Origin of the sequence: Mesorhizobium sp. M0522 (genome assembly GCF_040321085.1) — a bacterium.
In the GTDB taxonomy this organism is placed as follows: Bacteria; Pseudomonadota; Alphaproteobacteria; order Rhizobiales; family Rhizobiaceae; genus Mesorhizobium.
In genome coordinates this window covers 1-19,183 of the sequence record NZ_JAMYQW010000067.1, presented here as the reverse complement: position 1 = coordinate 19,183, position 19,183 = coordinate 1, and the positions used below count along the sequence as shown (strand labels likewise).

The following is a 19,183-nucleotide window of genomic DNA, read 5'->3' as shown; positions in this document are numbered from 1 at the left end:
GGTTTTGTTTAAAAGAGACAGTCCCCGATTGCGGGGTCCCGCGCGGCCCGCTTTCGGCCAACCCCGGCCTGGGCCGCACCCGGGCGGGCGGCGACCCGACGATGGGCGGCGCGCCCTTCCTGCTGCGGCTGGCCTCCGGCTCCTTCGGGCCGTTCGGTTATCCCGTCTGGGTGGCAATCGCCGCTGTGCTCGTCGCACATATCGCGCTCTACCACACCCGCTTCGGGGTGCATCTGCTGGCGACGGGCGGCCAAACCGAAAGTGCCCGCTCGCTCGGGATCCGGACCAACCGGGTCAAGATCGCCGCCTACACGATTTCCGGAGTCTGCGCCGGCGTCGCCGCGCTGCTTCTGGTGGCCCGCATCGGCTCGGCCGAGCCGCTGATCAACACCAGCCTGCTGCTCAATTCGGTGGCGGCGGTGGTTCTGGGCGGCGTCAGCCTGTTCGGCGGGCGCGCCAGCATTCTCGGCCCGGCAATCGGTGCGCTGATGCTCACTGCCCTCGTCAACGGGCTGACGCTGCTTAGCGTTTCGGCCTTTTACCAACCGCTCGCCGTGGGTGCCATCGTGGTGCTGGCGGCCCTGATCATGCGGTATCAGAAATGAGCGCCGTCCATCACATCCCGTCGACCGACGCGATCCTTGCCTGCGAAGGATTGAGCAAGCATTTCGGCGGCATCCGCGCCTTCACCGATGTCGCCTTCCAGGCTCGTCGCGGCGAAGTCACCGCTGTCATCGGCGACAATGGCGCCGGCAAGTCGACGCTGATCCGCTGCCTGGTCGGCGTCCATGTACCGGATGGCGGCGAGATCTTCTTCGACGGCCGGCCGCACCCCTTCGCCAATCCCGACGATGCGCGCAAGGCCGGCATAGAAACGGTTCACCAGAACCTGGCGCTGATCGACGAACTCACCGTCGCGCAGAACCTTTTCCTCAACCGCGAGATCGTGCGCCGGATCGGACCCTTCGCCTTGCTCGACCGCAAGGCCATGAAGCAGCAGGCTCGCGCCATGCTCTCGCGCCTGTCGATCAACATGCCCTCGGTCACCCAGCGCGTGCGGCGGCTGTCGGGCGGACAGCGGCAGGCGATCTCGATCTGCCGTGCTGCCGGCTCCGGCGCCAAGCTGGTGGTGATGGACGAACCGACCGCGGCCCTTGGCGTGCAGGAAACCGCCAATGTCGAAGCCCTGATCCGGCGCCTGCGCGAACAGGCTGTCAGCGTCATCCTGGTCAGCCACAATTTCGATCAGGTGCGGCGTCTGTCCGACCAGATCTGGGTGATGCGGGCCGGACGGATGGTGGCCACGGTGCCGGCCTCGGAGACCACGGGCAACGAGCTCGTCGCGCTCGTCACCGGCGCGGCGTGACGGCGGGGACACTAACCAGCCAGGGACGACATGATTAAGATCAAAGGGAGTTTGCAGTGGCAGTAATCCGTGTCGGACTTGTGGGTCTAGGAGAGGTTGCGCAGTCGATCCATCTGCCGGTGCTGAGCGATCAGCGCGACCGCTGGCTGATATCCGGCGTTTATGACGTTTCGGCGAGCCTGATGGCGCTGTGCCGGTCCGAATATCCGACCGCCGCTGCCTTCGATTCCGCCGAGGCACTGATCAATTCACCTGACATCGACGCGGTTTTCATCCTCTCGTCCGATGAAACCCACAGCCGCTTCGTGCGTGCCGCCATCCAGGCGAACAAGCATGTGTTGCTGGAAAAGCCGGCCTGCCTGACGGTGCGCGAGATCGACGAGCTGCTGGCGCTGACGCCGAACTACGCCAAGACGATCTTCGTCGGTTACATGAGGCGCTATGCTCCGGCCTATCTGGCGGCGATTGAGGAACTGCCCGACTTCGCTGACATCACCCATGTCCGCATCTTCGACCTGATCTCCGAAGGCCGGCATTTCCTGAAAAAGAGCCAGAATGTCCTCTATCCCCAGGACATCGAGCCGGACTTGCTGGCGCGCGGCGCCAGGGAACGCGAAGCGCTGATCCGTGAAGTGGTGGGTATTGATGCCCCCGCCGATCTGGTGCGGGCCTATCGGGGCCTGACGGCGCTCTCCTCGCACCACATTTCGGCGATGCGGGGACTGCTCGGCGAACCGGCTCGCGTGCTGGCGGCGCACCGCACCAATGGCGGCGCCAATACCAGCGTGACATTCGACTACGGACATTTCGCCGCCTGCTACGACGCGGTGGTCGACGATCTCGGCCTGTTCGACGCCATGATCGAGGTGCGCTCGAACACCAAGCGGGTCCGCATCATCTACGCCACGCCCTATATCCGCAGCCTGCCGACGCGGCTGGAAGTGACGGAAGCCGGCGTCGGCGGTCCTGTGACGCGGACATACGGGCCGCTCTATGGCGATGCCTTCTCCAATGAGCTCGAAAGCTTCCATCGCCACAGACTTGGCGCTGATGGCGGAGATCATTGATCGCATGAAACAGACTACGGGGATTATGCGCTGAAGCTGCCCTTTTAGGGTAGATCCTACGAGGAGATTGCATTGGCTCCCGGCTGGCGGGTCTACGCTTTCCGGCTCGCGGTCTATCCGCCAACCATCAGCTTGACGACTTCGTCATGGTTGGTTTCCGATATCTTGCGCTCGCCGGCCTGGACGCCGCGCCGCAGCACGATGATGCGGTCGGACACGGCGAAAATATCCAGCAAATTGTGCGAGATGAAGATTACGCCCCTGCCTTGGGCCTTGAGTTGGTGGATGAGCGAAATGACCTTGCGCTGTTCGGGCACGCCGAGGGCCGCGGTCGGTTCGTCCATGATCAGGATCTGCGCGTCCCAATAGACGGCCCGGCCGATGGCAACAGCCTGCCGTTGACCGCCGGAGAAATTGCTGACCGGGGCATCGAGCCGGCTGACATGGAAGTCCAATCGCCCCATGGTCTTCTTGGCGGCGACGGCCATGGCCTTGCGATCGAGCACCGGCAAGAAACCGAAGGCCTTGCGCATGGGTTCACGGCCAAGGAAGATATTGGCGCCGATGGACAAATTGTCGGCGAGAGCGAGATCCTGATAGATGGTTTCGATGCCTTTTTCGCGCGCCTCATGCGGTGTCGCAAATGTCACCGGCTGACCCCTCAGCAGAATTTCACCGCCCGTCGGCTGAAAGACGCCCGATATCGCCTTGATCAGCGTGGTCTTGCCGGCGCCGTTGTCGCCCGCCAGGGCCACCACTTCGCCCGGCCGCACGACCATGGAGAAATCGTTGAGCGCCCGGACGGCGCCGAAGTGCTTGGAAAGATTCCGGACTTCCAGGAGGGGGGTGGTCTGGCCTGGGCTATTCATCCTGACGGGCTCCACTGAACCGGCGCTGCGCCTGGTCGATGAGAACGGAAATGATGATGACGACGCCGACGGCGATGAACTGCCAGAACGGCTCGACATTGACGAAAACCAGCCCGTACTGAATGACCGCGATCACCAGCGCACCGGCGACCGTCCCGAAGATCGTGCCCGATCCACCGAACAGGCTGGCGCCGCCGATCACGACGGCTGCGACGCTGTCGAGCAGCAACGGCTCGCCGGCCTGGGCCGCGCCCGCGGTGAAGCGCGCTGCATAGAGGGCGCCACCGAGGCCTGCGCACATCGCCGAAAGCACATAGAGGCGCAGGATATGGCCTCTGATGTCGATGCCGGCACGACGAGCCGCCTGCACATTGGCGCCGATGGCGTAGTTATGCTGGCCGAACCGGGTCTGGCTCAGGATGTAGTGCATCGCGACGACGAAAACGGCTGCAATGATGACGAGATAAGGCACACCGTAGAACCTGCCGTTGCCGAGCAGCGCGAACCAGGAATTCTGGACCGGCACCGTCGTGCCGCCGGCGAGCAGGAAAGCAGCGCCGCGCGCCACGCCAAACATGCCAAGCGTGCCGATGAAGGGCGGAATTCTGAGGCGCGAGATCAGCAAGCCGTTGATCATGCCAGGGACTCCCGCGACGATCACGGCCGCCAGAATGCCCACCATCATGGCCAGAGGCACCGGCATGGCGGCGCCAGCCAGATTCGTGGCATGGGCCGCAACAACAGCAGCAAGGCCCATGATGAAGCCCAGCGAGAGGTCGATGCCTCCCGAAATGATGACGAATGTCTGTCCGGTCGCAAGCAGCAACGGCGCCACGGCAAATATCGCAATGGATTGCACGTTGAACGGATTGAGCACGAAGGTCGCGCCGAAGGAGGCCCTCGACCAAACCTCGAAACAGATGATCAGGCCGGCGAGAAACAGCCAGGCGCGCCCTTCGGCGATGCGTCCGAGCCAGGTCCTGGCCGGATCACCATGGTCGGCCTGAGGGGCGACATGGGTTTCGCTCTGCTCGGTTGGTGATGTTGAAGTCATTGACACATCCGATCCGCAGCGCGGCCTCCGTCAACAGGGTCCCAGAGACCCGGCGCTGGTCTCCTCCCGGCAAGCCGGAAGGGGACCAAGCTGGTTGGAATCATTCGGAATAGAGGTACTTCGAGATGTTCGGGTCCGCGATGTTTGACTTGTCCATGATCGTAAAGCCGGTGCCGATCGCAACCGGGATCGACTGGCCGGTCAGGTGGGCGTAGGCAGAAACGACACCAAAATAGCCGATCTCGGCCGGATGCTGGGCAATCGCAACGTCCACCAAGCCGGTGTTGATGTTGTCGACGATGCTGACCGGTGCGTCGAACGCGACGACCTTGATGGTCCCGCTTTGCCCTGCCTGCTTGACGCCGTTCGCCGCGCCGATCGCCGAGAACAGATTTGCACCGAACACACCAACGAGATCGGAGTTGCGCGCGAACGTCGCTTGGAGCTGCGAGGCAGCCTTGTTGGCGTCGTCGTCGTTGAACTGCGTCTCGAGCACGGTGATGTCCGGATGCTTCGCCATCTCCTTCTTGAAGCCCTCTTCACGCTGATCGGTGGTCGAAATGCCGGGCTTGACGTTGGAAACATAGACCTTGCCCTTGCCGCCTATGGCCTTGACCAATGCCCGCGCGGCGATCTCGCCGCCCAGAATGTTGTCCGAAGCAATATAGGACAGCGGGAAATCCGCCTCACCGGCACCGGTCTGGTAGACGCCGCTGCCGATGAAAGTGTCGACGGTGATCACCGGGATGCCGGCATCATTGGCCTTGCGGAGCGGCTCGACCAATTGAACCTTGTCGGTTGGCGCGATCAGGATCGCGTCTGGCTTCTTGGCGATGACCGCGTCAAGCACGGGGACTTGCGTTACCGGATTGAAATCCGAAGCGCCCTGGAACACCAGGGTCACGCCAAGGGCATCGGCCGCCGCCTGAGCGCCTTTGCGCATGGTGATGTAGAAGCCGTCGGTGGTAAGGCCCGGAACGAGAGCAATGGTGAACTTCTTGTCCTGCGCCAAAGCGGGCGTGATCAGCGCCGTTGCGCAGATGGCGAGAGCCGCCAGGGCGGCAACAATCTTCTTCATAACATCCTCCTCATAATGTTGGCAGATTTGCCGTTGCGATTGATATCGGGAATGGCCGTCAATCTGTTCAGGCTACGAATCGTAAATGCGCTGACGGCCGGAAAACGGGTTTCGCCTGCTTGCTGTTACGGGCAGCTCCTCCCAGGCGCCCAGTCATTAGATCAGCCAGTCGAAACCGACCAGCCCTGCTGCCCGCAGTCCCGTTTCCTCGCATCCGCAAGGTCCAGAGAACTGCGCCGCTCGGCGCGCATGCCCGCCTAGCGGCAGGTTGTAACACTTTGCTGAAAGAAATTGCAACCGGTACTTCCCTGGCCGGAACGCTTTTCAAACCGGACAACATCTGTCTGCTCCGCAGGGCCCGCACGGCAGACTATTGCCCCCAAGTCCCTGACGAGACAACAGGTGATTTCGGGGCCCCAGGCTCCCGGACCGCGTGGCGTCGATCGGTTCAGGATTGATCAGGCGCGCCGATGTCGCGCATCATGGTGTCCGCCTTCTATCGAGGCACGAGAGCCACGAGGATGGCTTGCGCCGTTTTCGTGTCCGTTATCAGGGCATTGATGAGTCTCGCGCGGACGGCACCGATGATGGCCGTCGCCTTCTCCGGCGAGGCGGCAACGCCGATGACCAAGGGGACGGTTCGAAGCTGGGCCGGCGACATTGCGATCATCCGGCCCTCCCCTTCCCACGGGATAAGGGTGCCTTCGGCGTCGAAGTAATGGCGGATGACGTCTCCAGCCGCATGAAACAGGGCCTGTTCGCCCAGTGTGGCCGCGCTCGCCTCGGGCGGATTGATGGCATGGGGCAGGCCGATGCCGACGATCGCAACGTCGGTCCGGTCCCAAAGCGCGACGCTGTCGCGGATGGCCGCATCGCCAAGGAAGACCTCACGCAATTCGGTGGACGGCAGATAGGGCGCATGGATGAAATGCGGCGTCCCGCCGAACTCTTCGGCGGCCAGCCGTACAAACTCGTTGATCTGGAAATGCGCCGCCTGCTGCTGCATGCCGCCGGTGGCAGCGACGGTAAGGACCCCGGGAATGCGCGGCAGGCCTGCCCGGATCACCTCGCGGATGGCTCGCCCCCAGCCGACGGCAACCACCGAGCCGGCCGTCAGTTCCGCTTGCTTGAGCAAGGCGCCGAGCGGTGCGGCGAGCGCCGTCAGCGCTCCGGCTGCCGGCGTTTCGACGACCGCGGCGTCGCGCAGCCCCAACCCGTCAATCAACTGCCTGGTGATGTCCTCGGGCGTCACAAGATCGAGAACCTCGATCCGCACGATGCCCTCTGCTCTCGCCCGCTGCAGCAAACGCGATATGGTGGCGGTGGAGACACCGAGCCGGCGCGCGATGTCGACCTGCGACATCTCCGCCTCGTAGTGCATTTTGGCGACCGTATGCAGCATCGTCCGCGATGCGGCCGCATCTTGTGTGGGAGGGACAGACAGCTTGCAATTCCTTTCAGCAATGTGTTACAGACCCATCAACCGATGGGAGTTATCGCGCAATTCCGGCAGACTCGCAACTCGGGTTCGTTTCCACCGAACGTTGCGGCCAAGCCAGATTTCCCGGTTCGATAGCGCATCAAAGCGGCAAACCTTCCTGCCGGCGGGCAGGCAAAAACTGAAGATTTCTTGTTCCACGGATCTGCGCCTTGGTGAATGGGCGCCAACATCGGACAAAAGACCATGACAAAGATGACGACGGCGGAGTTACGCGGCTATCAGCAGATATGCGGCAAGGACGGGGCCATGATGGCCATCGCCTGTGACCAGCGCGGCGGCATGCGGACCTTGTTGGCGTCGGACCCTGCCGAACAGGCCAAGATCACCAACGACATGCTCGGCGACACCAAGGCGGACATCACGCGATACCTCGCCAGCCAGGCATCCTGCGTGCTGCTCGACCCGCTCTGCGCGGTGCCGCGGGTTGTCGATGAAGGGGTGCTGAACCGAGATACGGCTCTGCTCATCGGCCTCGACGCCTCGGGCTTCGACGTCTCGCCCGCCGGCTACCGCCTGTCGCGCCTCGTCCCCGACATCGACGCACGCCGCGTCCGCGAACTCGGTGGCACCGGCGGCAAGATCATGGTCTATCTCAGGGCCGACAGACCGGAGGCGAACGAGCATAACGTCGCCATTCTGCGCCAGTGCATCGCCGACTTCGGGCAAGAGGACCTGCTGCTCGTCGTCGAATTCCTGACCTACCAACTCGAAGGCGAAAGCCTTGAAGATCATGCGGCCAAGATCCCCTGGCTTGTCGAAGAGGGCACTCGGATTTCGCTGGAATGCGGGGCAAAGGTGCTCAAGCTTCCTTATCCCGGAACGCCGGAAGCCTGCGCCAGGATCAGCAGCATGGCTGGCGAGGTGCCATGGGCGGTCCTCTCCGCCGGCGTCAACCACGCAACGTTCCTGGGCCAGGTCGAGATCGCGATGAAGAACGGCGCGTCAGGCGTGATCGCCGGCCGGTCGCTGTGGAAGGACTGCATCTCGCTGGACCGTGACATTCAGCGGGAAAGGCTTAAGACCATCGCAGTGTCGAGATTGCACGAGCTTCAGGCCGTGATCGGAAACTACCGGCAGAAAGCCGCTTAGTCATTCGCCGTTCACACCGGGCACACACGGGACGTCATGCCTCATAGTTCGATGGCCATCGGGATCGATATCGGCGGCACCAATCTGCGCGCCGCCCGCATTTCCGGCACAGGCGAAATCCTTGACCGCATGTCCGAAAAGAGCGCGCCGGACCCGGCGCTCATGCTCTCCCGGATCGCCGAGATGGTGCGCCGGCTCGATTCTCCGGAGGTTGCCGCCATCGGCATCGGCGTCCCGGGACGCGTCGATGCGCGGCGTCGCGCCGTCTTGTCCGGAGGCTATGTCAACCTCGCCTCGGTCTCCCCGGCGCAACGGCTGGAAAACCTGGCGGGCAAGCCCGTCGTGATCGACAATGATTGCAACATGGCACTGGTCGCCGAGATGGCTCGAGGCGCCGCCATGGGTCACGAAAACATCGTCATGTTCACCATCGGGACCGGCATTGGTGGTGCCGTGGCTCAAGACCGGCAGATCGTCCGCGGCAAGGGGACGGCGGGGCAGCTCGGCCATATCACTGTCGACATATCAGGCGAAGCCTGCGTCTGCGGCCGGCGCGGCTGCGTTGAAACCACCAGCTCCGGTACAGCACTTGGCCGTCACATCTCACGCGCAGGCCTCGGTCCGGATATCTCGGTCGATCAGCTTTTCGCCCGGGATGCGAGCGGCGACACGCCGGTGCGCGGGATACTGGAAGCCTGGGCCAGACCGTTGCGTGCGGCAATCGATACAGCGGTGGCGATGTTCGCCCCCGATCTGGTGCTGCTCGGCGGCGGACTTGGCCAGGCGGCCCATCAGGCGCTTGCCAAGGCTCCGGCCTTGGCTCCCTGGTACCAATGCCCTGTTGAACCGGCGCAACTCGGCGACGACGCCGGCGTCATCGGCGCCGGTCTGCAAGCGCTGGCAGGGCAGGCGGCGGTTACGGCCTCGCCGGTGACCTCGCCATCCGCTGGACTCAACCCGGGCCGGCGTGCCGTGCCCGGCCAGCGCGCCGTGCTCGTCAACGGCATCCCCGCCAGCGGCAAAAGCACGGTCTCGCGCGGTATCGCCGACCGCCTAGGGTGGCCATTGCTTACGCTCGATACCATTAAGAACCCGTTCCTCGAAGTGCTCGGCGGCGGCGATCGTGAATTCAACCGCTCGCTCGGTCGCGCCAGTTATGAAGCCATCTGGTCGGTCGTCGGCGAAGCTCCCGCGGGCACAACAGTTGTCGTCGATGCCTGGTTCGGCTTCCAGCCGCGCCAGGTGCTCGAGGATCACCTGCGAAGGGCTGGTGTCGAGCGGACCGCCGAAATCTGGTGTCATGCACCCGGCGAGGTTCTTGCCGAGCGCTATCGCGCACGGCTCGACCAGCGTCCCGCTGGCCACCCCGGGGCGGCCTATGTCCCCGAGCTGATCGAGCTGGCCAAGCGCGCCGAGCCGCTGCGGCGTGGACCGCTCTTTGATGTCGATACGACAAAACCAATCGCTTTCGATGCCATCACGCAATGGCTGCGGGCGACGATTGACACATAGGCAGGCGAAGCTTGCGCGCCTGAAATGATGATCCGCGCGCGACTTATCCGCGGCGTGATTCACTCGTGCTCTTGATTTTGATGCCGGGAGCGGAAGCTCGCGCTGGATCGAGGTGACATGGATGACCACGCCCGAGCCTTGCTCCATCATCATCGGCAACAGGGCAGATCAAGCAGGGTTCATCGGCTTCGCGCGAGGATGATTTGGAACAACGGGAAGACCAAAGACGTTCGTGCATATTGCATCCGCCAGCCACAGGTCTAACGCTTGCTATTCTCAGTAGTTCGAGGCGTACCATGTTTCGCAACTCGGGCATCATTTCTCTGCCTCGCCCGCTTGAGCGTCGTGTGGACACTCTTGCCCAGTCGTTCATGCGCCAGCGGCTCGGATCTCAGATGGACTTCTCGACTCCGGAAGGCGAGCCGGCGCTGTTACCACCCAATTCCGTAACCTGGCGCATTTTCAAGAACCCTGTTGCGCTGTTCATCGGCGGGGTAACGGCGGTGCTGCTCGAATTGGCAGAGCCGCGGGTTCGCGACGCCATTTGGCAGCACAGCAGCTTCCGCTCCCTCGCGCTCCGACGGTTACAGCGTACGGGCCTCGCTGCCTTGGTCACGGTCTACGGCCCCCGATCCAAGGCTAAGGCCATGATTGAAGATGTGGTCAGGATGCATGGGCGCGTTTCAGGTCGAACCAGCGAAGGCGAGCCATACCACGCCACCGACCCGGAGCTGCTGGACTGGGTGCAAGCGACGGCCGCGTTTGGTTTCATGGAGGCCTATCACATCTATGTGCATCGCCTGCATTTTTTCGAACGGGACGCGATGTTTGCTGAGGCTCGCCCCGTCGCACTTCTCTATGGGGCCGTCGGCGCGCCCACGTCTCAGGCCGAGCTTTACGCGCTGTTCGACGTGATGAGGCAAAGACTCGTCGCGTCGCCGATCGTCTCGGAGTTCCTGCAGATCATGGAAGAAGTTCCCGCCTTGCCGGGAGTTGCTCGACCCCTTCAGCGGCCGCTTCTGAAGGCGGCCGTCGAGATCCTACCCCAATGGGTCCGCAAGCGGTTGGAACTCGGCGACCGCTGGACCTTGAAGCCGTGGGAGCGTGCTGTTGTGAAGACGACGGCTGCAATTTGCGACAGCACCGCGCTTCATTCATCACCAGCCGTCCAGTCGTGCCGCCGCCTCGGCCTTTCCGAGAGCTATCTCTATCGCCGAACGGCATCCGAAAACCTACACAGAACCGGACAGTGTTCCTTGACCTAAATGTCAGGCCCGCGTCGTGCAGACGTTCAGCTTCTAGTTAACGCATCTTGAAGGCACGAACTCGATAGCCCACTGGACGGTGAGGCGTGACGGAGGCCCGCCAAGCAGATGCGAACAAACTACCGGACGGCTGGCGGCAACAGTGAAGCCGTCGTACCGTCAAAACCGGCATGGGCCGGCTCGTGGCCGGAGCCGCCGCCCGAGATGACCGTGTAGCCCTTCTCGGTGACTGTCAAAGTCACGATCCTGATCCGCGGGTCAAAGAGCGCCTCCAGCAGCTGAGCGGGGCCCTCCGGTGCGACAAGAATATGGCCGATAGAACCGACTATCCGAAGGCTCGTCTGTTCATCTTGACGACTGACAACTGTGTACAAACCATCTTGGGGAGCAAGCGCGTCCCGCGTGTCCGAACTCCGGGGGAGGCTGCAATGATGCCCCAATCGAGTTGTCCCGCGGCCAAGCAATCATCCGTATAGATTGCCTGATGGGCCCTGTGGAAGTTGCCGATACCGAGATGCACGATTCCGGGCGTCACACTCCGTCGATCGTACCGATGAATTTGGACACCGGCTGATGCGAGCGCCAAATTGGCGTAAGAACGACGATTTTCCATTATATGCAGCTCAATCGAAATGGAGACCACCGTTCATGTCGATAACCTCACCCGTGATGAACCCGGCTAGAGGTGACGCGAGGAATGAAACGGTGTGGGCGACTTCTTGAGGTTCGCAAAATCGCCCGACCGGGATTTGAGCAAGCTGGGCCGCGCGCTGTTCGTCGTTGAGCTGTTCGGAAACCATCGGCGACATTACGTAGGCGGGGGCAATTGCATTCGAGGTTACGCCCTGGCCAGCGGTCTCGCGGGCAATCGAAAAGGTCAGCCCTATCATCGCGCTTTTCGAAACTGAATACGCCGTCCCTGCGGTCAAGCCTCCGCTTTTGGCGGCATAGGAGGAGATATTGACCACCCGACCCCACCGTTTCGACCGCATCCCTGGAAGAAATATCTGGGCGAGAAGGAATGCGGCTTCTACGTTGACTATGTTGACCCTTCGCCATTCCTCGATCGAGGTATCTGCCATTTTGTGGTTCGACAGAATGCCAGCATTGTTGACCAAAATGTCGACCGAACCGAAGTGCTGAAGAACCTTCTCCGCCGCCGCGCGCGTTGAACTCTCAACTGCCAGATCAACACCGACGGCAACGGCGCCATGCCCTATCCGCGACGCCAGCGCCTCTGCGGCCTTGGGGAGCAGATCCAGGACTGCTACTTGAGCGCCGGCGCGCGCCAGTTCCACTGCGATTGCGGAGCCGATAGCGCCTGCGCCTCCAGTTACGACAGCGGTTTTTCCTTCTAGCGATTGCAAGCGGGAATTCTCCATTGCTTGGTCAGACCGCGGCATGACGTGTCTCCGACGCATGCGCGTCGAAAAGGACAAAGATTTTATCGAGATGGGCGACCAATGCGGCTTCCGCACCGGGTCCGTCATTGGCATCCAGCGCATCCAGAATTGCCAAATGCTCCTGCAGCACAACCGCAAACCGTGCGGCATTGCCGGAGAAACGAATAAAGCGAGTCAGCTTGGCTTTAGCAGCGTGGATGGTCGTCCAAACTCCCGGTCGCTGCGCGAAAGACGCAAACAATTGGTGAAAATTCTCGTCATTGTCGTGAAATCCGTCAATATCGCCCTCAGCGATACTCCGTTCTTGAGCCGCCACCAGTGAACGCATTTCAGCGCTCATCGCTGGCGTCCAACGCGGCGCAACTTCGCGAAGAAGGCAAGTTTCCAGAGAACGGCGGACAAAATGGCTGTCTTGGATGCTGACGATATCAATTTGCGAAACAAAACTGCCGAGCTGCGGAAAGACACTTACAAGTCCGTCTTCGGCCAATCTTTGGATCGCTGCCCTCACAGGTGTGCGAGACACATTGAACTGGCGACACACCGCGTTTTCACTAATCGATTCGCCCGGCAAGAGCTTCGCACGCACGATTGCCTCGCGCAGGACGGAGTAAATTTGCTCACTCGCCGAACTGCGCCGGTTCAAAAACACGTCTAGTTCAGCCAATCCGGAAGACATGGCTTTCGCTCCATTCTGGTCGAAACGCGATATCGCGTTCCGCTCGCCTTCTTGCACAATGTCCTCCGAAAAATGCCATCAACAAAAAAGCAGTTGCACCTTGTATACAAGTGTACTAGAACTTCTGCGGTGAATGCAAGGCATTTGCGCTGGCGGTCTCGACAATTTTAAGCGGGAAGGCGGCGCTCTCAACGGGAGGAGTTTTGATGTCGAACTATTTGCGTCGCGTGCTCGCGATTGGACTGCTATCCGCAATAGGCGTGGGGTCCGCCTTCGCCGCTGGAGATTCAAAAATTGCGCTGGTTCCCGGAGGTCCGCACCCCTACTTCGCGGCGTGGGAGCAAGCTGGTAAGGATGCTGCCAAGGATTTTGGCCTGGCCGCAGCAGACTATAAGGTGCCGCAAAAGTGGGAACTCAGCCAGCAGAACCAGCTGCTCGAGAGCCTTTTGACCCAGGGTTATAACGGCTTTCTGATTTTCCCAGGTGACCCCGTCGGATCGGTCAGTACCGTCGACGAGCTCGTGTCCAATGGCGCGCCTGTCATCGGCGGCGCAGGGTGCTTCAAGGATCCTTCTTCAGCAACCTTCTGCCTCGGCACCGACACTGGCAATTCAGCATACATTGGAACCAAGGAGCTTTTGAAAACACTGACGGGCACCAAGAAGCGCATTGCTCATTTCACCGGCTTCCTTGTTGATCCGAATACCCAGCTTCGCATCGACGCCGTCAAAAAAGCGGCGGAGGAAGAAGGCGCAACGGTCGTCCAGGTCATCGCTGACATTGATGCGCCCGAGCCAGCCGAGGAAAAGATTAATGCCTACCTGGCAGCTCACGCCAACGACGTCGATGGCATCATCACGACCGCTTGGGTCCCTGCGGTTGTAGCCTCGAACGCAGTCCGAAAGATCGGCGACAAGCGGATCAAGATGGTAGCCATTGATCACGATCAAGTTGTGTTGAAGGCCATCAAGGATGGCTTTGTGAATGGCACAATGCTGCAGAATCCGTATGGCCAAGGCTATATCGGCACTTTCGTTCTCGACAAGCTTCGTTCGGGTTGCGCGGTCAAGACCGATGCGCCTTTTAAGAAGAATGCCCTCACTGACAAGTTCATCGACTCGGGAACCGTCTATGTCGCGGCCGACAAAATCGACACTTATGTTGACGCCATGCGCGACACGACCAAGAAGCTCTTTGAAACCTTCCAGGCGACTTATCTGACCTGCAAGTAACGAGACTTCCGCCAATGCCGCCGGGCTGCGTTCAAGCAGACCCGGCGGTCGTCCAACCAAATTGCACGGTGTCTGTCGTGACCCAGAGCCAGGCCTGATAAGATGGCAGCCTAGCCATTGAAGGTGCGAAACCATGTCTTATTCAGATGTGCCGGCGAAGGGTCCCAGTGGCGACATCGTCGGCAAGCCGCGCAGGAATGCCACCGAGACGCGATTCTATCTGACCAATGAGTTTGGGCTCATTGCCCTCATTGTGGTCTTTGCGCTGGGCTTCAAATTCACAACAGAGGGTTTCTTTTCGGCCTTCAATTTGTTCACCCTCGGTCGTATCGCAGCCGTCAACATCATGATCGGCTTGGCCATGATGGTCGTCGTTATAACTGGGGGGTTGAACCTTGCTGTAGGGGCGATCGGCGTTTGTGCCGCAATGACTTGCGGCTATCTCATTGAGGTCGTCGGGCTTCCGTGGCCACTCGCAATTCTCTCAGCCGTGGCCCTTGGCGCCTTGCTGGGCTTTATCAACGGATGGACTTCCGTTCGCACAGGATTGCACAGCTTCATCATCACGCTCGCGACAATGAGCATTTTCTTCGGCGTAATGATCTTCCTGACGCGTGCAGAATCCTATCGCGCTCTGCCACCCGTCTTTGCAGCGTTCGGACGCATCAAGCTGTTGGGTTTTTTCTCTCCGCTCCTCCTGGTTAGCCTCATGGCTGCATTGATTCTAGGATATCTTTATAATTTGACAGCGGTTGGGCGGGAGATGCTGGCTGCTGGCGCCAAGCCCGAAGCGGCGGAGATGTCCGGCATAAATGTCGGGCGCATCTTCATATACTGCCACATGCTGTCTGGCGCGCTCGCCGCCTGCGCGGCTCTGATGCTAGTCGCACGCAATGGAGCGGCGATCCCATCAATGGCGGGACAACTCGGACAGGACTGGCTGCTCATCGCGTTCCTTGGTCCTGTGTTGGGGGGAACACTTTTGGCGGGCGGCAAGGCATCGGTGCTGGGGACGTGCCTAGGTGCGTTTCTGGTGACGATGCTGACTAGTGGTTTGCTTCTATTACAGCTGGGCGATTTCTGGATTCAGAGCTTTTTGGGTCTGCTTTTGCTGGCTGCGGTATTGATGGACAAAACACGCCGAACCTTTCTGGCCCGGAGGAACATGGCATGAACGGCTCCTTCGCCAACGCCGTGCGGAGCGACTGGTTTGGGCCGCTGCTGGTTACGATCGTCGCCGTTGCGATCGTGGGGGGCTTCAACCCATCATTCCTATCGCCATTGAATATTCAGGTGCTGCTGCTCGCAATTGCAGTAAATGGCCTGATCGCGTTTTCGCAAATGCTCATCATCGCTATCGGTCAGATGAATTTGTCTGTCGGGGCTATCGGCGGTCTTTGCGCTATTGTTTTCGCCGGCATGATGGACGCGTGGCACGTGCCCGCATCCCTTGCCGCCTTAACCGCGCTGTCGCTCGGGGTCATATGCGGCGTAATAAACGGATTTCTGATCGCCCGAACTGGCATTTCGGCGTTCGTAATTACCCTCGCCAGCCTGTCCGTTTACAAGGGCATCAATTTGGGCATCACACATGCCCAACCCTTTTATGATATCTCAGACGGCGTGAAATCCATCGGACAGGGCGCGATCTTCGGGATCATTCCTTGGTTGATGCTCCCGACCATGGCTGTCGGGCTAGCCTTGTGGTTCATGCTTAATCGGCAACCCATAGGGCGGTTTATTTTGGCAGTCGGCGGCAATCAACATGCCGCAGAATTGTCGGGAATATCGATTGCAAATACAGTTGTCATCGCGCACGCCCTTTCGGGGTTTCTTGCAGCGCTTGCCGGTCTTCTCCTTGTTGCCCGTTTACAAATGGGTCAACCGACGATCGGCGACGACTGGCTAATTTTGTCTTTTGCCGCGCCCGTGATCGGCGGCGCGGTCTTGGCCGGCGGACACGTCAGCGTGCCCGCTACGCTGCTCGGGGTGGTGATCGTTGCAATAATCACACAAGCCCTAGTGCTTTTCGACATCGACCCGTTCCTCGTGCAGGTCGTGCTGGGCGCAATGATCTTGGCGGCAGTCGGCGCCAATCGTTTTCGCGAAAGTCGTTTGTCACGAAATCTCAAGAGGCTCTGAAATGGCGAGCGAGATAGCGTTCCAGGCTCTGGGCATTGAGAAGTCCTTTCCAGGCGTAAAGGCCCTAAAGGGCGTTTCCCTGACACTTAAAACTCATTCCATACATGCTTTGCTCGGCGAAAACGGCGCAGGGAAGTCAACGCTTATCAAGATCATTACCGGTGTTCACCACCCCGATGCCGGCCGCCTCATCCTGGAGGGCCAAGAGGTTCATTTCGGCTCGCCGCGCGAGGCCATCGCTCATCGTGTTGGCGTCGTACATCAAGAACGGAATCTTATCCCGAGGTTTTCTGTTGCGGAAAATATCCATCTCGAGCAACTTGGGGCTTCGTTGCTAAAGCCGGTGGACTATGCCGACTTGAACAAGCAGGCCGCGCGTTGGCTTGAGGCCCTCGGCCTAGACATCGACCCAAGAACCCCGGTATCGCGCCTTAGCGTCGCCAAGATGCAGCTGGTCGAAATCGCCAAGGCCTTGTCTCTGCGCTCGCGAGTGCTTCTCCTGGATGAACCAACCGCATCACTTACCTCGAGTGAAACTGATCTATTATTCTCGTTTTTGCGAAAGCTGCGAGACCAAGGCGCCAGCCTGCTATTTGTCAGCCATAAGCTGGAAGAAGCGCAGGAGCTTTGCGACAGCGTCACAGTGCTGAGGGATGGGTCGAATGCCTGTGAAAGCCGGCCAATGGAGGGCCTGGGGCGGCAAGACATTGTCCGATTGATGATCGGCCGGGCCGAGGGTGAAGGCGGCTGGCGGGAGCGCAACTCGACTGGGGCTCCTCCGGCCATCGAGCTCAAGAACATTGAAACATCTTTAGGCCATTTGGACGTCAATCTGCATGTCCGACAAGGCGAGATTGTGGGCCTCTATGGCCTCGTGGGCGCCGGAAGGACCGAGCTTGCAAAATGCATCCTGGGTCAGTTTCCGCTGACGGCTGGTACCGTCGAGATCGACGGGAAGCCGGTTAAGATCAGGTCGGTCGGCGAAGCCATCCACACGCATCGTGTGGGATACGTCAGCGAAGATCGAAAGGGCGAAGGTCTGGTCTTGATGCATTCGGTGCTGTCAAATGCTGGAATTGCAGTGTGGCGCCCCCTTTCGGCACTTCTCGGATTCCTCACCGACCGCCTCGTGCGACACAAGGTAACGCCATACATCGAGAAGCTTGAGGTGAAAACACCCAGCCTCGCGCAGACGGTGGCCAACCTTTCGGGTGGCAATCAGCAGAAAATCAGCGTCGCCAAATGGCTGGCAGCAGGCGTCAAGATCTTGCTGGTTGACGAGCCGTCAGTCGGCATCGACATCAAGACCAAGGCTTACCTGCACGATTTGCTGCGAGAACTCGCCGACAACGGCACTGCCATTTTGCTGATCACGAGCGACATGCCCGAAATGATCCTGCTCGCTGACAGGATTCTGGTCATGAACGACTACCGGCTTCAGGGCCAGTTAATCAATGACGGATCCTATGCCGGCATGAGCGAGGGCATCATGAATCTGATCCACAGGGCTGAGGCCGCCTAAGCTCCTCACACTTTCAGGACTTTTCACCATCGGCCAAGAGGATCCCGTGGACAGGCGTGAGTTCGGCAGGACTGGATTGCAGGTATCCGCGCTGAGCTTTGGTGCGTCCTCTCTGGAGGTGTGGGCATGAGCCTCGCCGAAACCCTTGGCAGAGGCAAACTCGAAATCCCAATTGGCCCCCTTCTGGCCGGGCGATTCATGCGTGATGACGATGATGCCGGCGTCCTTGGCCTTCTGCAGCACCGGCTCGAGCACCTTGGCGTCGTTCGGCACCACGCCGATGACTTTTACGCCCTGAGCGATGAGATCCTCGATGGCGCGAACCTGAAGTGCAGGATCGGCGCTGGTCGGGCCAACCATGAACGCATCGATGCCGAGCTTCTGACCGCGCTCCTTGATACCGGCCTCCATCGCGTTGAACCACGGAATGCCACCAATCTTCACGACGATGCCGACCTTGCCGGCCTATTGCGCCAGCGCCGCGAACGATGCGCCAAGCGATAGCGATGGGCGAGCGCCACGGCGGACGCTTCGCTGCAAGTTGATGGGTTCTCCGCCGCAGCCGAAGTTGTGTTGGACGGGTCTTCATATCTCGCCCCCATCTTAGTCTTTCAGGCTCGGAAACAGCAGCCAGCCCGCCGTCCGGGGAATGCCGCTTGCCGTGAAGAGCTGTTCCTACGGGATCATCTGTTGGGCGATGCGCACCAGATCATTGAGCGCCGAGCGGATCTGCGGCCGAGGGAACTCGGAGCATTCCTCCCAGGCCTCGCCCTCACGCAACACGGCATCGAGCTTGCCCGCGACACCAGCAAGCGTCGCGTCAGGGACCGCTGAGAACGCTTGCACCAACTCCTCCGCCCGGTCACCAGCCTCGCGCTCGGCCCTGAGCGCGGCGGTGTAACCGGTCTCTTCGGCAGCCGCATCCCAGCGTACCTGATGTGCCGCGAAATCAGCTTCGGCCTTCTTGCGGAGAGCCACCATGTCCGGCCCTTTGCCGAGTACTTCATTGAGCATCTCGATCGAGTGGACCGTCACGTCCTCACCCTCGGGCAGGCGGACGGTCGCGCGAGGAAAGCCGACGCTCTCGACAAGCCTCGTCTCCAGGCGCTGTTGCTCGCGGCAAAGCCGCTCGCTCAGCCTGTGGGCTGTCTGCCATTCCCGCCAAAGCGCCAGCGCTGGGTCGAAGAGGGACATGTTCGTCGCGGTAGCGTTGCCGGTAAGAGTACTTTTCTCAAGCATTGAAGCGGTGGACGCGGTCATTCCTCCCGCAAGCACTTGCCTACGGGTGACGAAAGGCAGAGTCGTGGTATTGTCGGAATCAGATGGGGTATTCGGCTCGAGCCCATCTTCAAAGGTGATGCAAAGAGGTGTTGCGCTTCGAGCTGATGATAACTTGGTCTGTCC

The 19,183-nt window shown here is 60.6% G+C and carries 18 protein-coding genes and 2 pseudogenes; 10 read left to right on the top strand and 10 right to left on the bottom strand.

Going from position 1 to position 19,183, the window contains the following annotated elements:
* The 3 genes from NKI58_RS34295 to NKI58_RS34285 form a co-directional block, all read left to right on the top strand.
* The coding region (locus NKI58_RS34295; protein WP_352854447.1) for an ABC transporter permease at positions 1–605 on the top strand (605 nt) is incomplete at its 5' end.
* Positions 602–1,366, top strand: coding sequence for an ATP-binding cassette domain-containing protein (locus tag NKI58_RS34290; RefSeq protein ID WP_352789761.1), 765 nt, complete (start codon positions 602–604; stop codon positions 1,364–1,366). The genes NKI58_RS34295 and NKI58_RS34290, both read left to right, overlap by 4 nt.
* 56 nt (positions 1,367–1,422) lie before the next feature.
* Positions 1,423–2,433 (top strand): Gfo/Idh/MocA family protein, encoded by a 1,011-nt coding sequence (locus NKI58_RS34285; protein WP_352854444.1) that lies wholly within the window; start codon positions 1,423–1,425, stop codon positions 2,431–2,433.
* A 113-nt stretch (positions 2,434–2,546) separates the two neighbouring features.
* Here NKI58_RS34285 and NKI58_RS34280 read toward each other — a convergent pair whose 3' ends face one another.
* The 4 genes from NKI58_RS34280 to NKI58_RS34265 all read right to left on the bottom strand — a co-directional run bounded on the left by NKI58_RS34280 (position 2,547) and on the right by NKI58_RS34265 (position 6,836).
* On the bottom strand, positions 2,547–3,302 hold the full coding sequence (locus NKI58_RS34280; RefSeq protein ID WP_023680286.1) for an ATP-binding cassette domain-containing protein: 756 nt from the start codon (positions 3,300–3,302) through the stop codon (positions 2,547–2,549).
* Complete coding sequence (locus NKI58_RS34275) at positions 3,295–4,356, bottom strand: ABC transporter permease subunit (RefSeq protein ID WP_023680285.1); 1,062 nt, start codon at positions 4,354–4,356, stop codon at positions 3,295–3,297. The genes NKI58_RS34280 and NKI58_RS34275 overlap by 8 nt, the downstream gene beginning before the upstream one ends.
* A 100-nt stretch (positions 4,357–4,456) precedes the next feature.
* Complete coding sequence (locus NKI58_RS34270) at positions 4,457–5,434, bottom strand: ABC transporter substrate-binding protein (protein WP_352457851.1); 978 nt, start codon at positions 5,432–5,434, stop codon at positions 4,457–4,459.
* Positions 5,435–5,930: 496 nt separating this feature from the next.
* On the bottom strand, positions 5,931–6,836 hold the full coding sequence (locus tag NKI58_RS34265) for a sugar-binding transcriptional regulator (RefSeq protein ID WP_352637583.1): 906 nt from the start codon (positions 6,834–6,836) through the stop codon (positions 5,931–5,933).
* Between the two features lie 282 nt (positions 6,837–7,118).
* On the opposite strand from NKI58_RS34265, the gene NKI58_RS34260 reads away from it, so the two are divergent.
* Positions 7,119–8,024 carry a tagatose-bisphosphate aldolase gene (locus tag NKI58_RS34260; RefSeq protein ID WP_352789754.1) on the top strand — a complete coding sequence of 302 codons (906 nt, stop codon included), beginning with the start codon at positions 7,119–7,121 and terminating at the stop codon, positions 8,022–8,024.
* 36 nt (positions 8,025–8,060) lie between these two features.
* Positions 8,061–9,536 (top strand): ROK family protein, encoded by a 1,476-nt coding sequence (locus NKI58_RS34255; RefSeq protein ID WP_352648454.1) that lies wholly within the window; start codon positions 8,061–8,063, stop codon positions 9,534–9,536.
* An 84-nt stretch (positions 9,537–9,620) separates the two neighbouring features.
* Here the strand turns inward: NKI58_RS34255 and NKI58_RS34250 are convergent.
* A pseudogene (locus NKI58_RS34250) lies at positions 9,621–9,701 on the bottom strand (short-chain dehydrogenase); the annotation flags it as partial.
* A gap of 131 nt (positions 9,702–9,832) precedes the next feature.
* On the opposite strand from NKI58_RS34250, the gene NKI58_RS34245 reads away from it, so the two are divergent.
* Entirely contained in the window at positions 9,833–10,801 is a 969-nt protein-coding gene (locus tag NKI58_RS34245) for an oxygenase MpaB family protein (protein WP_352789750.1), read from the top strand.
* A gap of 119 nt (positions 10,802–10,920) precedes the next feature.
* On the opposite strand, the gene NKI58_RS35705 is transcribed toward NKI58_RS34245, so the two are convergent.
* The 3 genes from NKI58_RS35705 to NKI58_RS34230 form a co-directional block, all read right to left on the bottom strand.
* Positions 10,921–11,043 carry a hypothetical protein gene (locus NKI58_RS35705; protein ID WP_502896966.1) on the bottom strand — a complete coding sequence of 41 codons (123 nt, stop codon included), beginning with the start codon at positions 11,041–11,043 and terminating at the stop codon, positions 10,921–10,923.
* 381 nt (positions 11,044–11,424) lie between these two features.
* Positions 11,425–12,204, bottom strand: a complete 780-nt coding sequence (locus tag NKI58_RS34235) for an SDR family NAD(P)-dependent oxidoreductase (protein WP_352648450.1) — start codon at positions 12,202–12,204, stop codon at positions 11,425–11,427.
* The gene (locus NKI58_RS34230) at positions 12,191–12,940 is read right to left on the bottom strand and encodes a GntR family transcriptional regulator (protein ID WP_352622040.1); all 750 of its coding nucleotides are present in this window, start codon (positions 12,938–12,940) and stop codon (positions 12,191–12,193) included. The genes NKI58_RS34235 and NKI58_RS34230 overlap by 14 nt, the downstream gene beginning before the upstream one ends.
* Before the next feature lie 149 nt (positions 12,941–13,089).
* Between NKI58_RS34230 and NKI58_RS34225 the strand changes: the two genes are divergently transcribed.
* The 4 genes from NKI58_RS34225 (at position 13,090) to NKI58_RS34210 (ending at position 17,779) form a co-directional block, all read left to right on the top strand.
* Positions 13,090–14,115, top strand: a complete 1,026-nt coding sequence (locus NKI58_RS34225; protein ID WP_023680812.1) for a sugar ABC transporter substrate-binding protein — start codon at positions 13,090–13,092, stop codon at positions 14,113–14,115.
* Between the two features lie 133 nt (positions 14,116–14,248).
* Positions 14,249–15,289: an ABC transporter permease gene (locus tag NKI58_RS34220; protein ID WP_352854443.1), complete on the top strand. Its 1,041-nt coding sequence runs from the start codon at positions 14,249–14,251 to the stop codon at positions 15,287–15,289.
* Positions 15,286–16,257: an ABC transporter permease gene (locus NKI58_RS34215; RefSeq protein ID WP_352457842.1), complete on the top strand. Its 972-nt coding sequence runs from the start codon at positions 15,286–15,288 to the stop codon at positions 16,255–16,257. Before NKI58_RS34220 ends, NKI58_RS34215 begins: the two co-directional genes overlap by 4 nt.
* Before the next feature lies 1 nt (position 16,258).
* Positions 16,259–17,779 carry a sugar ABC transporter ATP-binding protein gene (locus NKI58_RS34210; protein ID WP_352789745.1) on the top strand — a complete coding sequence of 507 codons (1,521 nt, stop codon included), beginning with the start codon at positions 16,259–16,261 and terminating at the stop codon, positions 17,777–17,779.
* A 126-nt stretch (positions 17,780–17,905) separates the two neighbouring features.
* Here the strand turns inward: NKI58_RS34210 and NKI58_RS34205 are convergent.
* Positions 17,906–18,229 (bottom strand): annotated as a pseudogene (locus tag NKI58_RS34205) (substrate-binding domain-containing protein); the annotation flags it as partial.
* 225 nt (positions 18,230–18,454) lie between these two features.
* On the bottom strand, positions 18,455–19,183 hold a 729-nt coding region (locus NKI58_RS34200; RefSeq protein ID WP_352854442.1), incomplete at its 5' end, for a hypothetical protein.